The 15,942-nt window shown below is 66.6% G+C and carries 13 protein-coding genes; 8 read left to right on the top strand and 5 right to left on the bottom strand.

The genetic code is table 11. From position 1 onward, the window contains the following. Positions 1 to 296: 296 nt before the first annotated feature. From ACOYYX_RS26580 to ACOYYX_RS26560, 5 genes are all read right to left on the bottom strand, one after another. Positions 297 to 2,642 carry a hypothetical protein gene (locus tag ACOYYX_RS26580; protein ID WP_422925311.1) on the bottom strand — a complete coding sequence of 782 codons (2,346 nt, stop codon included), beginning with the start codon at positions 2,640 to 2,642 and terminating at the stop codon, positions 297 to 299. An 83-nt stretch (positions 2,643 to 2,725) separates the two neighbouring features. Next, positions 2,726 to 3,697 carry a beta-ribofuranosylaminobenzene 5'-phosphate synthase family protein gene (locus tag ACOYYX_RS26575; RefSeq protein WP_422925309.1) on the bottom strand — a complete coding sequence of 324 codons (972 nt, stop codon included), beginning with the start codon at positions 3,695 to 3,697 and terminating at the stop codon, positions 2,726 to 2,728. Positions 3,698 to 3,780: 83 nt separating this feature from the next. Continuing rightward, positions 3,781 to 4,353 carry a DUF447 domain-containing protein gene (locus ACOYYX_RS26570; protein WP_422925307.1) on the bottom strand — a complete coding sequence of 191 codons (573 nt, stop codon included), beginning with the start codon at positions 4,351 to 4,353 and terminating at the stop codon, positions 3,781 to 3,783. After that, positions 4,350 to 5,756, bottom strand: a complete 1,407-nt coding sequence (locus tag ACOYYX_RS26565; protein ID WP_422925305.1) for a DUF6513 domain-containing protein — start codon at positions 5,754 to 5,756, stop codon at positions 4,350 to 4,352. Before ACOYYX_RS26565 ends, ACOYYX_RS26570 begins: the two co-directional genes overlap by 4 nt. Before the next feature lie 66 nt (positions 5,757 to 5,822). Continuing rightward, a complete protein-coding gene (locus ACOYYX_RS26560; protein WP_422925303.1) occupies positions 5,823 to 6,602 on the bottom strand; it encodes an SDR family NAD(P)-dependent oxidoreductase in 780 nt (259 codons plus the stop codon). 315 nt (positions 6,603 to 6,917) lie between these two features. Between ACOYYX_RS26560 and ACOYYX_RS26555 the strand changes: the two genes are divergently transcribed. From ACOYYX_RS26555 to ACOYYX_RS26520, 8 genes are all read left to right on the top strand, one after another. Then, on the top strand, positions 6,918 to 8,255 hold the full coding sequence (locus tag ACOYYX_RS26555; protein WP_422925301.1) for a formylmethanofuran dehydrogenase subunit B: 1,338 nt from the start codon (positions 6,918 to 6,920) through the stop codon (positions 8,253 to 8,255). A gap of 91 nt (positions 8,256 to 8,346) precedes the next feature. Then, complete coding sequence (locus ACOYYX_RS26550) at positions 8,347 to 9,993, top strand: formylmethanofuran dehydrogenase subunit A (RefSeq protein ID WP_422925300.1); 1,647 nt, start codon at positions 8,347 to 8,349, stop codon at positions 9,991 to 9,993. A 79-nt stretch (positions 9,994 to 10,072) separates the two neighbouring features. After that, entirely contained in the window at positions 10,073 to 10,966 is an 894-nt protein-coding gene (gene fhcD, locus ACOYYX_RS26545) for a formylmethanofuran--tetrahydromethanopterin N-formyltransferase (RefSeq protein WP_422925298.1), read from the top strand. Positions 10,967 to 11,113: 147 nt separating this feature from the next. Next, positions 11,114 to 12,004 (top strand): SPFH domain-containing protein, encoded by an 891-nt coding sequence (locus tag ACOYYX_RS26540; RefSeq protein WP_422931667.1) that lies wholly within the window; start codon positions 11,114 to 11,116, stop codon positions 12,002 to 12,004. 252 nt (positions 12,005 to 12,256) lie between these two features. Beyond that, a complete protein-coding gene (locus tag ACOYYX_RS26535; RefSeq protein ID WP_422925296.1) occupies positions 12,257 to 13,081 on the top strand; it encodes a formylmethanofuran dehydrogenase subunit C in 825 nt (274 codons plus the stop codon). 20 nt (positions 13,082 to 13,101) lie between these two features. Further along, the gene (mch, locus tag ACOYYX_RS26530; protein WP_422925294.1) at positions 13,102 to 14,046 is read left to right on the top strand and encodes a methenyltetrahydromethanopterin cyclohydrolase; all 945 of its coding nucleotides are present in this window, start codon (positions 13,102 to 13,104) and stop codon (positions 14,044 to 14,046) included. 33 nt (positions 14,047 to 14,079) lie between these two features. Beyond that, on the top strand, positions 14,080 to 14,970 hold the full coding sequence (locus ACOYYX_RS26525) for an ATP-grasp domain-containing protein (RefSeq protein ID WP_422925292.1): 891 nt from the start codon (positions 14,080 to 14,082) through the stop codon (positions 14,968 to 14,970). Further along, on the top strand, positions 14,967 to 15,881 hold the full coding sequence (locus tag ACOYYX_RS26520; protein WP_422925290.1) for a triphosphoribosyl-dephospho-CoA synthase: 915 nt from the start codon (positions 14,967 to 14,969) through the stop codon (positions 15,879 to 15,881). Before ACOYYX_RS26525 ends, ACOYYX_RS26520 begins: the two co-directional genes overlap by 4 nt. The last annotated feature ends 61 nt before the right edge of the window (positions 15,882 to 15,942 follow it).

The raw sequence follows: 15,942 nt of genomic DNA, 5'->3' as shown, positions 1-15,942 counted from the left end.
TACCGGCTGCCTCAGGGATCGGGGCGCAATCGCGGCGAGGCCGATGGGCCTATCCGGACGTTCGTGGTCCGCGCCGCGCACTCCGAACCAACCGACTTCAATCATCGCATTTTTGTTCACGACTCGAATCGTACACTCGTGGAAGCTCTGATTCGGACCCGCCCCATCGCCTCCCCGGCATCTCGTACGCAAAGCGTGACCCGGCGTCGGGACACGCCGGGGAGGTCACTTCCTTTCCCTGCTCTCCGCTTCATCCGGCCAGGGAAGGCTCGCCCGCCCGAAATAACGAATCCGTTTCAACGATTGGCCGAGGGCCCTGCGTCGACGATCGCGCCGCGGATGGTCTCGATCTTGCGGTCGTCGAGGCGATACCAGAGGATCCGGTACAGGTAGTTGTCCGACGTGAAGACGTCGATGAGGTGATCGCGCGGGTCGCGATTAGCGGCGAGGGCGGCGGTGTTGTCAAGGTAGCCGGTCGTCCCCCCCGCAACCGCGCCGGGGACTGCGGTGCCGATCAGGAGGCCGTCGGCGTTATAGTGGTAGACATGTGCCTTCTCATACCAACCGAGGAGGACGCCCCCCCCCGGCACATAGTCAAGGCCGACGCACATCTGGGGCAAGGGGGTGGCCCAGAGCAGCTCTCCGACTCGAGAGTAGCTGCTCACGACCCACCCCGCCATCCAGGCCCCCTCGCCGTCCTTGGGCTGGGGCCAGGTCTCGCTCCGGCAGAAGGCATAGAGCCGGCCGTCGTCGGCCCGGACGGCCATGAGCGGGGTCAGCCTCGCCATGGAGGAGTCGCGAGGGACGATCACGCGTTCCGATCGCCAGTCGTAGCGTGGGTTGCCGTGCTCATCGAGCCCCAGCATGGGGAGTTCCTTGATCGATCGCGTCTCCTGGTCGCACAGGATCAAATTCCCGCGCTCGTCGACGTTGATGCCGAAGACGCTGTATTTCCCCTGGCCCGGCTTTCGGAACCAGACGACTTCGCCGGCCTGGACCTTCCCGTCGCGGTTGCGGTCGCTCCAGGCCCATTGCCCCAGCGGCCCCTTGAGGTCGACCTTGCCTTCGGGTGACGGGGCCCGGCCCCCGACCATCGCGGCGGGACGGAAGGCCTTGCCCTCGAGCCGGAAGACCTGCATCCCGTCCCCCTGGGCCGTGTAATAGAACGTAGCGTCACCGAGCTTGACCAGACGGGGGACCCCATGCACGTCGGCCTTGTACTTCGAGTCTTCCGAGAGCAGACAGCCACGGTACTCGGCCCTGGGAGGGCTCGCCGAACGATTCAGGTGATAGCGATGATAGGTCAGCGAGATGAAGTCGTCGGGGCTCTCCCTGGAATAGGTCCCGAGCGAGACGAACTCGAGCCCGCGATGCTCCCATTGGAGCTTGAAGTCGGGCGACCAGTGCGCCAGGCAGGCTCCCCCCATCGGCAGTTTCTGGATCGTGGCGAGGTTCCCCTTGGAGTCGACGGCGACACCTAGCAGCGAGTGGAAGTGATCGGCTTCCGAGTCCCCAGGTTTGGCCTTCTGTCCGAAGAAATCGACGATCCGGGCCCCGCCGTCGTCGGTCTCGTAGATCTTGACGCGGGCATCCCCGGTGTCGGCCACGTAGAGACGTCCCTCGGGCCCGATGGCGAGCGAGCCGACGTCCGAAAGGTCCTCGATCATCAAGGAGCCTTTGCCGCCGTCGGCGTCGAAGGCCGTGACCTTCCGGTGCTCGTGCCCGACCCAGACCCGGCCGTCGGGGCCGACGGCGATCGCCGTCGGCAAGGGGACGCGGAATTCACCGAGGGGTTTGCCCGTCCCTTTGTGGAAGATCCGGATCTTGCCCTCGAGCGCATCGCAGACGTAGAGCCTCTCGCCGCCGACGGCCAGGGCCCTCAGCGGCATCTTCATCAACTCCGCGTCCTTCGCCTGCACCCCTCGGGGGAGCCGCTTCTCGGGCCATTCGTGGAGCTGGATGTGCCCCTGGTTCTCGGCGGCTTCGGTGAACGGCTCGGGCTTGCCGTCCCGGAGTCGGAAGCGCTGGATTTGCTGGCGAGAGTTGTAGGGGGGACGGTCCCAACCTCCGACGCTGCAGTAGAGAAAGGTATCATCGACGGCGATCGCGTAGGGTCCGCCATTAGGGTCGCCGTTGCGAATCTGGAAGTCGGCGTCGTAGACGCTCTTGCCCTGCCAATCCCACTTCTTGAAGTCGGCCCCGGCCTCGTCCCAGTAATTCGCGGTATAGATGGAGCCCTCGGCGTCGACGGCCACCGACTGCATGTACCCCGGCGTATGCGTCGGGCGGTCGTTGCCGGTGTTCCCGATGATCGCGACGTTCTCGTAGCTCCCGCGATTGGCGATGACCCGGAGTTCGTACCCGGTCCCCGGTACCGGCCGGTCGAACTGGTCTCGGTAGAACCACTGACCCGAGTGCTTGCCCGCCTCGAGGGTCTTGAGCGACCATAGCGAGCAGACGAGCCGCCCCTTGGCGTCGAAGATCCCCGCACTCGTGAGTGCCGGCTTCGAAAGTTCGAACTCGAACCGCCCCCGACGCTCCTGGAGTTGATCCGATGGGCCAATTTGCTGGGCGTTCGATGACGACGCAATGGCCAGGGACAGCCATCCCAGGGCGATTCGCAATGGCCTTCGCACGGTCATCGTGGACGTCCCCGACCTTGATATGAGAAGGATGGCCTGCCGGACCGGGTACGGCCCTCCCAGGGATGCGGGAGGAGCCAGTCCTATGTCTCGATCCACTCCAACATAGCTCCGCTACGGTTCGCCCTGGTCCAGAAGAGGGAGGCGGCGTCGAGGCCGAGGCGCGCCCGGAGGCGGTCGACGATTTCGTCGCGGCGAGCCTCGGGCTCGGCGCTGAAGCCGTAGAGCGTCGGCCCCCAAGAACTCTGGCCGACCCCGTGCAATCCTTGCTGCTGCAACTCGTCGACGATCGCGGCAACCTCGGGATTGGCGAAGATCCCCCCCTGGGCCGGAGCAAAACACTCGCCGACCCGACGCTGAATCTCCGCCAAGGCGACGCCGAAGCTCGCGATGTCGCGGTCGATGAGCGCCGGCAGGAGGCCGAGCAGGAGCAGGGAGCAAAGGCGGTCGGTCGTCGCCTCGGGGATCGGGGGCAGGGTCGAGAAGGCCTGGATCTCCTCGCTGCCGTGCAGCCCGGCGAGTCGGCTGGGCATGACGACCAGAATCCCCCACTTCTCGGGGAAATCATAATGGGCGAGCAGGGGAGGGGGCGAGCCGGACGGCCCGCGACCTCCGTCGACGATCAGGCCGCCGCGTTCGAAGCCGTGGAGCCCGATCCCCGAGCGGAGCCCTCGCCCGGAGAGATTGGCGAGCTCGCGGATCGGCGGCTCGTCCCTGCCGGCCAGCGCCCACAGCACCCGTGTCACGGCCAGACTGAGCTGCGTCCCGACGCCGAGGCCGATGTGCTCGTCCGGGGCACTACGAATGACGAGCCTTGCCGCGGGAGGCGGCGTCCCCGCGTCGGCCAGTCGGTCCGAGATCCGCTCGGCCACCTCGAGCGCCCTCGACGCGAGCGGACCTTCGGCCTGCCAGCTCGCCGAGGACTCGGCCTCCAGCTCGATCCCCGGCTCGTCGATCATCAAGCCCAACCCGCCGAACTGTCGCGTCGAGTGCGGACCCCAGCCCAGGAGTCCGAAGTGGAGACGGCTGGGAGTCTTGATGCGAAGTCGAGTCATTAGCGGGGCGGATCCGGTTTGGAAATCAGGCGGTGCGAATTCAAGCTAAAAACCAAAAGCACGAAAACTTCATCATACGCCGATCAATTCGCGGCGGCCGGCCGCGCGTCCTGGACGTATCGGCTCAGCAGCTCGAAGGCCTCGCGCTCGGCGTCTCCGCCGGTCTTCTCGACGAGGGGGACGAGGCGCCGGAAGTCGTCGAGGATCTGCTGGGACGGCAGGATCCCGACGCGGGTCGCCAGGATCGCCGCCTCGACGACGGCGAACTTCGCGCGGTTCAGGCCGAAGAAGTCGCGGAGGCGCCCTTCGGCGACGCATTCGGCCACGAACGTGGCGCGATCGTTACTGAGGTCGGACTCGACGACCCGGAACTCGAAGTAGCGGCAGGCATCCCGGAGGATTGCCCCTTCGACGACCTCGGCCGGCCGGGTCGCGGGGGAGACCGGCTCGCCGATCGCCGCGCGGGCGAGCAGGAGGACATCATCCGTGACGTGCAGGACGCCGACGCCCGTCTCTTTCAAATTCGCATACGTCGTCGAGGTCCTGAATGGCCGGAAGACGAACCGACGCATGTCGGGCTCGACGATCGGCCCCATGGGGGCGATGTTCAGGGCCTTCTGGCGGTTCAGCGTGGTGACGATGCCTTCGAGGATCACGGACCCGCCTCGCCTTCCCGACGTTTCTTGCGTTCGTGGTGGCTCACTTCCGGCTCGGTCAGGAAGCCCCAGTCGAGGGCCTGGTCCTGGCGGTAAGCCTTGTTCAGCGTGAGCGCAGTCTTCGCCTTCATCAGCTCGACCCCGAGGTAGAACGCATGGGAGGGGTCGGCGACTTGCATCTGGTCGAACAGCACGAACGGATCCGGGTCGCGGAGGTAGGCCGTGCCGTTCATCGCATGAATCATCCCATCCTCGGCGAAGATCCGCCAGTTCGGATCCTTGATCCGGCGCGACAGTTCCTCCAGGACCTCCGGGCCGTGACGCGGCTCCTTGGGGTCGCGGAGCATGACCAGGCGCGGCTCCAGGTGCTTGGGTAGCATCCGTTTCTTCACCGAATGATAGCTGAGCCGGCGGGCCAGGTCGATCTCGCGGACCGACGACCGTGCCCAGTTGATCACCGCCGTGGTCAGGACGCTCCCGACCGAAAGCTCCTGGCAGAACCCGATGAGGAGCGTGTTGATGCCCGCCGAGTCGACGTCGGTCAGCTCCGTCAGGTTCCCTATCCCCATCATCAAGGGGACCTCGGGATACCGCCTGCGGCAGTCGAGATACCGGCCCAGCGACGCGGCGAAGCCGAAGCCGATCGGCTCGAGGATCGGGTCGACCCGGAAAGAAACGCCCCGGTGCTGGAGCAGTTCCATCGTCTCGTCGAGGCCGTCGAGCGTGCCCGGCTTGTCTGGGATGGCGACGACCTCGACGCCCCAGTCGGCGGCATGTTCGCGGTTCGTATTGTTGACGCTGAGCACGAGGTCGGCCCCCGCCGCCACGCCTTGCGCCACCTCGACGGGGTCGAAGCTATCGACGGAGACGCGACACCCGAGGTCGACCAGGAGCTTGACTGCGTCGCCGATGCCCGCCCAGGGTCCGCCCGGGTCGCAGCCGACGTCAATCCGGTCCGCCCCTTCTTCCATGAATCTGCTGGCCGCCGCGGCCAGTTCGGCCGGGGAGAGGCGGGGGACGTGGTTGATCTCCGCCAGGATCTCGATGTCGAACGCGCCGTAGCCTTCCATGCGGGTGTCGGCCTGGCCGAAGTGGCGGGGCAGGTCGCGGAGGTCTTCCGGGCCGCGCTCGACGGGGACGCCGGCCTTCTCGATGACCATGCTCAGGTCGCCTCGACAGAATCCCGGCAGGATCACCTTTTCGATGCCGGGGGGGACTTCCAGGTGCCTGGCCACCCACTTCGGCGGCATCAGCGCGGCGACCGTAATCGGGAGCACGGCGATCTCGGGGTGGAACCCCGCGCGTGGTGCGAGTTCGTCGAGCACCTGCCGGAGCGAGAACTCGGCGAGGCGCCCGGTCACGAAGAGCAGTCGAGGCCGATCCGACCCGACGTCTTCACCCACGGCACCATCCCCCATTCCACTTCGAACCGACCCCATCCAGCCTTCACGCACGATCCGCCGTCGCGATCAACCCCGGACCGCCCCGCCATTGATGCGGACGATTTGCCCGGTCACAAAGGTCGAGTCGGGGCCGACGAGGAATTTGGCGACCTGGGCGACGTCCTCCGGCTTCCCCCAGCGCGACAGGGGGGTCTCGCGGAGCACGCGATCCTGCCAGGTGGATGATGCCGAGTCCCCCCAGGCCGTCTTGATCCAACCCGGGGCCAGGGCATTGACGCGGACCTCGGGAGCGAGGCTCAGGGCCAGACTCCGCGTGAAGGCCATGATCGCCCCCTTGGTCGCGGTGAAGATCTCGCCCGAGTCCCCTTCCATCCCGGTCTCGGCCTGATCCCAGCCCATCGTGACGATCGAGCCGTGCCCCTGCTGCTTCATCCGTTGGCCTATCGCGCGGGTCAGGCGCATGGTCGCGCGGACGTCGACCTTCCAGAGGAGGTCGAGCTTCTCGTCGAACCCGAGCTTCGCGCCTTCGCCCGTGAGCGTGTCGGCCCCGGCGATCTGGAGCCAGGCATCGAGCCCTCCCCAGTAGTTCCAGGCCCGCTCGGCCAGCTGGTCGCAGACCCCGAGATCCGCAAGGTCTGCCAGCATGACGTGGGATCGCCCACCGCGATCGGCCACCTCGTTGGCGACCTCCTCGGCGGCGTCCTTCGAAGTATGGCCGTGGATGATCACGTCGGCCCCCGCATCCGCGAGGGCCAGGGCGACCGCGCGGCCGATGCCCGACGTCGAGCCCAGGACGACCGCTCGAAGGCCTCGCCACGATGGTGAATGCTGCGGGGAATCTGACATCCGAATTCGCGCCGAGGGAGTCTTTGGGGAGGCCACTTGTGTCACGTCGGGTTCCCTTACTTTGTAGCCGGATTTCCCCCTTTTCTCAAGGTTCGACATGCCGTCAAGGCTCCGCACACGTCCGAAAACCGCGGGCCAACCCCGAGAAGCCGATGTCACGATGGCGCCGTCAGGTTTGTCGCGACGCGATCATCCGGACGAACAGAACGAGGCCTGTCCAGTCGGCGGTTTGACACTGCGGGGGGCCTCTGGGAGAATCCAGGCGGGCCCAGGGTGTCGGCCCCCACGATCCAGTCAGGGAGCGAACGTCGCGCGATGTCCAACCCGCCGCAATCAGGCCTCGCCCTCGCGAGCGATGCGGGGCCCGTGAAACGCGTCTCCGACGTCACCTGCCTCCAGTGCGGCTGCCTCTGCGACGACCTCACGGTCTCGGTCGAGGCCGGCAAGGTGCGCGAGGTCGAGAACGCCTGCGCGACCGGCCGAGCCTGGTTCCTGGCCGATCGCTCGCGGGACGATGTGCCCGTCGCGACCGTCGATGGAACGCCCGCCTCATCGGAAGCCGCCCTCGACCGCGTCGCCGAGATCCTGCGCACGTCGCGAGCTCCCCTGATCTTGGGCCTCTCCCAGGTCAGCAACGAGGCCGTGGCCTCGGCACTGGCCCTGGCCGATCGTGTGGGTGCGGTCGTCGACTCGTCCTGGAGCCCCGAACCGGAGCAATACGTCCGGGCCGTCCAGCGGGTGGGGAGGGTCTCCTCGACGCTCGGCGAGGTCAAGAACCGCGCGGACCTCGTCCTCTTCTGGGGCGTCGACCCCGTCGTGACGCACTCGAGGCACTGGAGCCGCTACTCGGTCGAGCCGAAAGGTCGGTTCGTGCCCGAGGGTCGAGCCGGTCGCCACGTCATCGTCGTCGACGACCATCGGACCAAGACCGCCGAGAGAGCCGACGATTTCCTCTCGCTACCACCGCAAACGTGGTTCGAAACGCTCTGGGTCCTCCGGGGCCTCCTCCGGGGCCTCAAACTCGACCCGGCTCGCGTCGAATCTACCACAGGCCTCTCGCTCGAAACCTTGCAGGCCCTGGCCGAACGCCTCAAGCGGGCGAAGTACGGCGCGATGTTCGTGGATTCGCGATTGGTGCGCGAAGGAGGCGGTTCGGCCGCCTCCGAAGCGGCGTTGTCGCTGGTGAGGGACCTCAACAGCTTCACTCGATTCGTCATCCTCGACCTCGGCTCGCGCGGCAACCCCGCGGGGGCCTCGGCGGTGCAGACCTGGCAGACGGGTTTCGCCACGAGCCTCAGCCTCGCGGGCGGTTCGCCCGAATCCTTGCCTGGAGCCACCTCAGCGCCGGTCCTCCTCGAGCGGGAAGCCTTCGACGCCGTGGTGATCCTCGGCGAGCCGCCATCCGAGGCACTCTTGGCCAAGCTTCGAGTTGCCGGGGGATCGCCGCTCAAGACCGTCATGATCGGGCCCAGGGCCACGACGGCGATGCCCGACGCGACCGTCTCCCTCGACGCCGCGACCTATGGCATCGGGGCAGGGGGTTCGGTGACCCGGGTCGATGGCGTGAGCCTCCCGCTCCGCGCCTCCATCGACGAGGGGCGACCCACCGTGTCCCATTGGTTGGCCGAGATCGAAGGCAGGCTCGCGACGTGAACATGGAATTGATGACTCATTCCATCAGGTGGGCATTTCATCCGGTCTCGAAGGGATCCATTCTCGTTCGCGGCCATGGGGTCTTCCCGGCATGACGACGCTCCGAATCGCGGGAGGACGGGTCGTCGACCCCGCCAACGGCATCGACGATGAGGTCCGCGACATCTGGATCACCGACGGCAAGGTCTCCGGCCCGCCCACCGATCCCGACGCCAGGGCCGATCGCACCATCGACGCTCGCGGCTACGTGGTGATGCCCGGCGGCGTCGACGTCCATTGCCACATCGCCGGCTCCAAGGTGAACTCGGCCCGCATGCTCCGCCCCGAGGAGAGGCGCGAGGCCGCCGTCGAGCGGACCGCCCGGCTCCGCTCGGGGACGCTGGGCAGCGTCCCCTCGAGCTTCACCACCGGCTATCGCTACGCGGGGCTCGGCTACACGTCGGCGGTCGACGCAGCGATCCCCCCGCTCGGCGCCCGCCACGCCCACCACGAGCTCAGGGATACCCCCATCATCGATAAGGCGATCCTGATCCTGGCGGGCAATAATCATACGATCATGGACTTGATCCATGCCGGGGACCGGGCCGGACTCCGCGACCAGGTCGCGTGGCTCCTCGGGGCGACCAAGGGTTACGGCATCAAGGTCGTCAACCCGGGTGGGGTCGAGAACTGGAAGCAAGGGCATGGCAACATCTCCCGGCTCGACGACCGCGTGGCCCACTTCGACGTGACCCCTCGCCAGATCATGGTCGAGCTCGCGAGGGCGGCGGATGACCTCGGCCTGCCCCACCCGATCCACCTGCATACGATGAACCTCGGCCTGCCGGGGAACGCCGCCACGACCCTGGAGACCCTCCGCACGCTGGATGGACACCGGGCCCACCTGGCTCACATCCAGTTCCACAGCTACGGCGGCTCAACCGACGACACCGGCGCATTCGACTCGCAGGTCCCCGCGCTCACCGATTACATCAACACGCATGAAAACCTGACGGTCGACGTCGGCCAGGTCCTCTTCGGCGACACGACGAGCATGACCGCCGACGGCGCGGTCGGGCAGTTCCTCCACAAGGTGACCGGCCGGAAGTGGATCAGCCACGATGTCGAGGTGGAGACCGGCTGCGGCGTCGTCCCGATCACGTACGAGGACAAGAACTTCGTCCACGCCCTCCAGTGGGCGATCGGACTCGAGTGGTATTTGCGCGTCGATGACCCCTGGCGCGTCGCCATGAGCACCGACCACCCCAATGGCGGCTCGTTCCTGGCCTATCCCCAGATCATCGCCCTGCTGATGGACCGCGGCCTCCGCGCGGAGATGCTCCAGGCGTTGCCCGACCGTGTGCGAGCCAGGTCGGGTCTCGGAGACCTCGGCCGCGAGTATTCCCTCTCGGAGATCGCCATCATCACTCGCGCGGCCCCCGCCCGGATGCTCGGCCTCGCCAACAAGGGGCACCTCGGCGTTGGGGCCGATGGGGACGTCGCGATCTACGCCCCTAACGACGACAAGCGCCGCATGTTCTCGATGCCGCGATACGTCCTCAAGGCGGGCGAGATCATCCTCGACGACGGCGAGTTGCGCCTGTCGCCCCAGGGCCTCACACTGCACTCGGCCCCCGACTTCGACCAGGACATCATCCCGAAGATCCGGGAAGAATTCGCCCGCGAGTATTCGATCCAGTACGCCAATTTCCTCGTCGGTGACGAGGAGATCGACTCGGCGGAAAACCTGGGCGAGTAGCCTTCGAGAAGAAGCAGACCGATCGCCCAACGGCCGGGCAGAGGCCCTCAACGTCCATGACCGGAATCGAGATCCCCTGATGCAGATCCAAGGCGTCACGATCGAGGACACGTTCGCCGAGGCGTTCCCGATGACCGCCGCGCGGGCGATCATCACGGCGGCGACCCCGGGTTGGGCGGAGATCGCCGGGCGGACCATGACCGGCTACGCCACCAGCGTCATCGCCTGCGACGCCGAGGCATCCATCGAGCGCGTCTTACCCCCCGACGAGACCCCCGACGGCCGCCCTGGCGTCAGCATCCTGGTCTTCGCCTTCAGCCGCGACGCCCTGGAAAAGGCCCTGTCGAACCGGGTCGGCCAATGCATCATGACCTGCCCCACGACGGCCTGTTACAACGGCCTGCCGCTCACCGACAAGACGATCGGTGTCGGCAGTAAGCTCCGCTACTTCGGCGACGGCTGGCAGATCTCCAAGCGGCTCGAAGGGAGACGATACTGGCGGATCCCGGTCATGGACGGGGAGTTCACCTGCGAGGAGACCTTCGGCACGACGAAGGGGGTCGCCGGCGGCAACATCATCCTGCTCGGCGACGACCCGACCCGGGCCCTGGAGGCGACGGAAGTCGCCGTGAGGGCCATGCGGGAATGCCCGGATATCATCCTGCCGTTCCCCGGGGGGATCGCGAGGTCGGGCTCGAAGGTCGGCAGCAAGTACAAGGCGCTGCGGGCGAGCACGAACACGGCCTTCGCCCCGACACTACGCGGCCTCGTGGAGTCGACCCTCCCACCCGAGGTCGAGTGCGTGTATGAGATCGTGATCGACGGTCTCACGCTCGAGTCGGTCGAGCGGGCCACGGCCGTCGGCATCCGCGCGGGGGCCTTGCCGGGGGTCGTCGCGATCACGTCGGGTAACTACGGCGGGAAGCTCGGCCCCTTCCTCATCCGCCCGCATGATGTCCTGAACCGTTATTAATGCGCTCGGATTCGACCACGCGCAATATTCTCTTTGAGGAGGCGAATGCCTCTTCAACTTGAGATTACGTGTTTTCTTGGGAGAATCGCCGTGCTTTCAGGGTTTTTGGGCTTCCTGGTCATAATCGTGATCCTCGGCGTGATCTTCATGGCGTTCGGGCCGTTATTCACGGTGAACCAGCAGTCGGCCGCGATCGTGCAGCGATTCGGCAAATTCTCGAGGGTCGCCGAGCCGGGCCTCAACTTCCGGATCCCCCTGATCGAGACGATCGCGGGGAGGCTCAACCTCCGGGTCCAGCAGCTTGACGTGAGGGTGGACACCAAGACGGAAGACAACGTCTTCGTCCATGTCATCGTCGCCGTGCAATATCACGTGCTGCCCGAGAAGGTCTATGACGCCTTCTATCGGCTCGCTAACGCCAACACCCAGATCACCGCGTTCGTCTTCGACGTCGTCCGGGCACGGGTCCCCCGCATCAAGCTCGACGACCTCTTCGAGAAGAAGGACGAGATCGCCGACGCCGTGAAGAACGAACTGTCGCACGTCATGTACGACTTCGGCTACGGGATTGTCAAGGCGCTCGTCACCGACATCGACCCCGACGCCACGGTGAAGGAAGCGATGAACGCGATCAACGCCGCCCAGCGCATGCGGATCGCCGCCACCGAGAAGGGGGAGGCCGACCGGATCCTCAAGGTCAAGGCCGCCGAGGCCGAGGCCCAGAGCAAGGCCCTGCAAGGTAAGGGCATCGCCGACCAGCGTCGCGCCATCGTCGACGGCCTCCGCGAGTCGGTCGACGAGTTCCAGAAGAGCGTCCAGGGCGCCACCGCCCAGGACGTCATGAACCTCGTCCTGATGACCCAGTATTTCGACACGCTCAAGGAAGTCGGGGCCTCCTCCGTCACCAACACGATCCTGATCCCCCACTCCCCCGGCAGCCTCACCGACCTGACCTCACAGATGCGCAACGCCATGATCTCGGCCGACGCCGTCCACCACATCCAGCACCGAGATGGTGCGGCGGAAAAGCCGAAGTGACCATTCCGAATGATGTGAATTCATGGTTCACTGTCCGATTTGAACGCGAGCGGCTTCAACTACTCGCGTTCTTTTTTTTACATTCATTGCTATTTTCATGGAATACACGACCAGCAACTTGAATCCTTGCGAATCGATATCATTCCGGCACGACGAGCGAACCTGACCTGGATTTCCTGCTTCGATGCGGTCGGTTAAGATGTGCGAACCAGAATCTACGAAGCGTACGAGTGAACGCGGGGACACGACCTCATGCCCTTGACCCTCCGCTGGCGTGCGACGACCAGGCTGACGATCGACGCCACAGGGCTCGTCCCTGAAAATCTGGCCGGGCTCTCGAGCTCGGAGATTTCCAGCCTCGCGTTGCCGATCGGTAATGGAAAAGCTGAAATCGGAGAGTTGTTCGTCGTCGAAGGGGATCTCGCGGACGGCCACCTCGTCCTGGAAGGGGACCTGCAGAACGTCAGGCGGATCGGCCGCAAGATGGCCTCGGGGACGCTGACCGTCAAAGGGGACGTCGGGACCGAGGCCGGGGCGGAGATGACGGGCGGGATGCTCACGATTGCAGGAAATGTGGGGCATTGGGCCGGGGCGGAGATGCGGGGGGGTCTGATCCGCATCAAGGGGAATGCGGGGGATTACCTCGGCTCGGCCTTTCCGGGGAGTCGCCTCGGGATGCGCGACGGGGTGATCCTCGTGGAGGGGGACGCCGGGGTGGACGTCGGGCACATCATGCGGCGAGGGATGATCGCAGTCGGAGGACGGAGCGGGGATGGGCTCGGGCGGGGGATGGTCGCCGGGTCGATCTTCACGTTTGGCGAGGTCGGGAGACGGCTCGGGGCCGGGATGAAGCGGGGGACGCTCGCATTGTTCGGGGCCGGGACGAAGATTGAAGAGAGCTTGCTGCCCACGTTCGTGCCGAGCGGGCATCTCAGGCCGCCGTTCCTCAACCTATACCTGAAGCGGCTGATGGAATGGGGCTTCCCCGTGCCTGAGGCCACTTTCTCCGGCAGGCTGCAACGGTACAATGGGGATCTGGTCGAGGGAGGTCAGGGGGAAATCCTGGCCGCGATCTGATGCCGATGGGTGAGGCGTTGATGAATCTGAATAAGCGGTCGCTCTGGGTTGTCGAGGCTCTCCTGGCTCGCGCCGAGGAGCGGAAGGTCGTCGAGCATCCGATCGAGCGCGGCGGGCGATTCGTCGACTGCGGGATCGAAGTGCGGGGCGGGCTGGCGACGGGGATCGAGCTGGCCAGGGTCTGCCTCGCCGACCTCGCCGACGTCTCGATCGTACCCGGCGAGGTGGCCGGCAAGTCTTGCCCGCATGTGCAGGTGGTGACCGACCACCCCGTGCAGGCCTGCCTGGCCAGCCAGTACGCGGGCTGGGCCATCAGCGAGGGGAAATACTTCGCGATGGGATCGGGCCCCATGCGGGCGGCCCGGGGCGGGGAGCCGATCTTCGAGAAGCTTGGGGGGATCGAGGAGGCCGAATGCGTCGTCGGCGTGCTCGAGGCCCGCAAGAAGCCGACCCCCGAGGTCATCGCCATGATCGCCTCGGCCTGCCGCATCGCCCCCTCGGCCGTCACGCTCCTCGTCGCGCCGACGGCGAGCCTGGCGGGGAGCGTGCAGATCGTCGCCCGCTCGGTCGAGACGTCCCTCCACAAGCTGCACGAGCTCGGCTTCGACCTCGACCGGATCCTGTCGGCCCACGGCACGGCGCCGCTGCCCCCCGTCGCGGCCAATGACCTCGCGGCCATCGGCCGGACCAATGACGCGATCCTCTACGGTGCGCGTGTCGTGCTCTACGTCACCGGCGACGACGCGAGCATTGAGGAGGTCGGGCCCAAGGTCCCGTCGACCTCCTCCCACGACCACGGCGAGCCCTTCGCCGCGATCTTCGCACGCTACAACAACAATTTCTATGACGTCGACCCGCACCTGTTCAGCCCGGCCGAGATCGTCTTCCAGAACGTGGAGACCGGCCGCGTCCACTCGTTCGGGCAGCTCGCCCCGGACGTGCTGGCACGCTCCTTCTTCGGTTGACCCTCGAGCCGCCCGGACCGGAGCCTTCCCCACGTGCGCCCGAGGTTGATTGCCCTGGTCTCCGGCTTCGGCTGGCATGTGGAAGACCTGCAACGTGCCAGCCGACTCGTCGACGTCCAGCTCGACGCCCTGCCATTCCCGAGCGTGGTCGGGCGCGTGCGGTCGGGCCACGCTCGGATCGAGGCGGGCGGCATCGACCTGACCCATGCCGATGGCATCCTCGTGCGGATGATGCCGCCGGGGACCCTCGAGCAGGTCGTCTTCCGGATGGACGCGCTGCACCGGCTTGGGGCTCTGGGCGTCCCCGTCCTCAATCCGGCGCGGGCGGTCGAGGTCGCGGTCGATAAATACCTTGCGCTGGCGCAGCTCGAGGCCGCGGGCCTGCCCGTGCCCGAGACCTGGACCGGAGAGTCGGCCGAGGAGGCCCTCGCGGCCTTCGACGAGCTCGGACGCGACGTGGTGATCAAGCCGATTTTCGGCTCGGAGGGTCGGGGCCTACTGCGAGTCTCGGATCGCGAGCTGGCGCGAAGGGCCTTCTCCACGCTCGAGCGGCTCGGTTCGGTACTCTACGTCCAGAAGATGGTCCGGCATCCCGGCTACGACCTCCGCGTCTTCGTGCTCGGCGGCCGGGTGCTGGGGGTCATCAGACGCCACGCTCCGGAAGGGGATTGGCGGACGAACATCGCTGTTGGCGGGCGGGCCGAGGCTTTTTCACTTGAACGCGATATCGAGGAGCTAGCCCTGCAGGCCGCGACTGCCGTGGGCGCGCCCCTTGCCGGGGTCGACCTGCTGCCTGACCTCGACCGGGGTGGGCTCGTCGTCGTCGAGGTCAACGCCGTCCCCGGCTGGCGGGCCCTGGCGCAGGCGACGGGGGTCGATGTGGCCTCGGAAATCCTCACGTATCTCAAAGGTTGCAAGCGATGACAACGAAGGGGCTGAGTCCGGGGCAGGTCGCCCAGATCGCTTGCATCCTCGAAGTCTCCGCGCGCAAACCGGGGAACGTTCACCCCGGGCGGGCATTCGAGGATATCGACTTCCTCGATTTCTTGCTGAGCGCCTCGGCGATCGCGAACCCGCTCGACCTCGCGAGGGAGCAGGGGGTCGGAGCCTCCATCTTCGAAGCTGTCCGGGCCACGCGCCGGGTCGTCGCGTCGAACACGAACCTGGGGATGATCCTCCTGCTTGCGCCGCTCGCGGCGGTGCCCGAAGGAGAGCCGCTTCGCGAAGGGGTGGGCCGAATCCTCGCGGGCACGACCCTGGCCGACGCCTCCCTCGTCTACAAGGCGATCCGCCTGGCCCAGCCCGGCGGATTACAAACAGCCAGCGAGCAGGATGTGGCCGACGAGCCCACCGTCACGCTCGTCGAGGCCATGCGACTGGCCGCCGATCGCGACCTGATCGCACGGCAATACGCCCTCGATTATGTCGATATCTTCGATCTGGCATGCCCGGCTCTGCGACGCTCGCTCGAAGCCGGCCACCCGCTCGAGACGGCCATCACCTCCTGCTTCCTCGCCTTGCTCGCAAAATATCCCGACAGCCTGATCGCCAGGAAACGAGGGCTCGCCGAGGCTGAGGAGGCGTCGCGAAAGGCCTCCGAAGTCCTTGCGGGAGGATGGCCCGACTCGACGGCAGGGCCGAGGCTCCTCCGCGAATTCGACGCCTGGTTGCGAACCGAGGGGCACTCGAGGAACCCGGGGACATCGGCCGATCTCGTGTCGGCCGCCTTGTTCGTGGCGCTCATGGATGGGACAATCAGCATGCCCAGGACGCTGGGCCCGTCATCCTGGTCTCGTGCGGCCTCGGATGACAAGTCGGGGTTCGCGGACGCCTGAATTCCACCGCGGGAACAGGCCTCCGATCCGTTCAAACCAACCCCGAGAATCGCCACACTTC

This window comes from Singulisphaera chitinilytica (assembly GCF_049331405.1).
GTDB lineage: Bacteria > Planctomycetota > Planctomycetia > Isosphaerales > Isosphaeraceae > PoT.
This window is presented reverse-complemented; position numbering and strand designations above follow the sequence as displayed.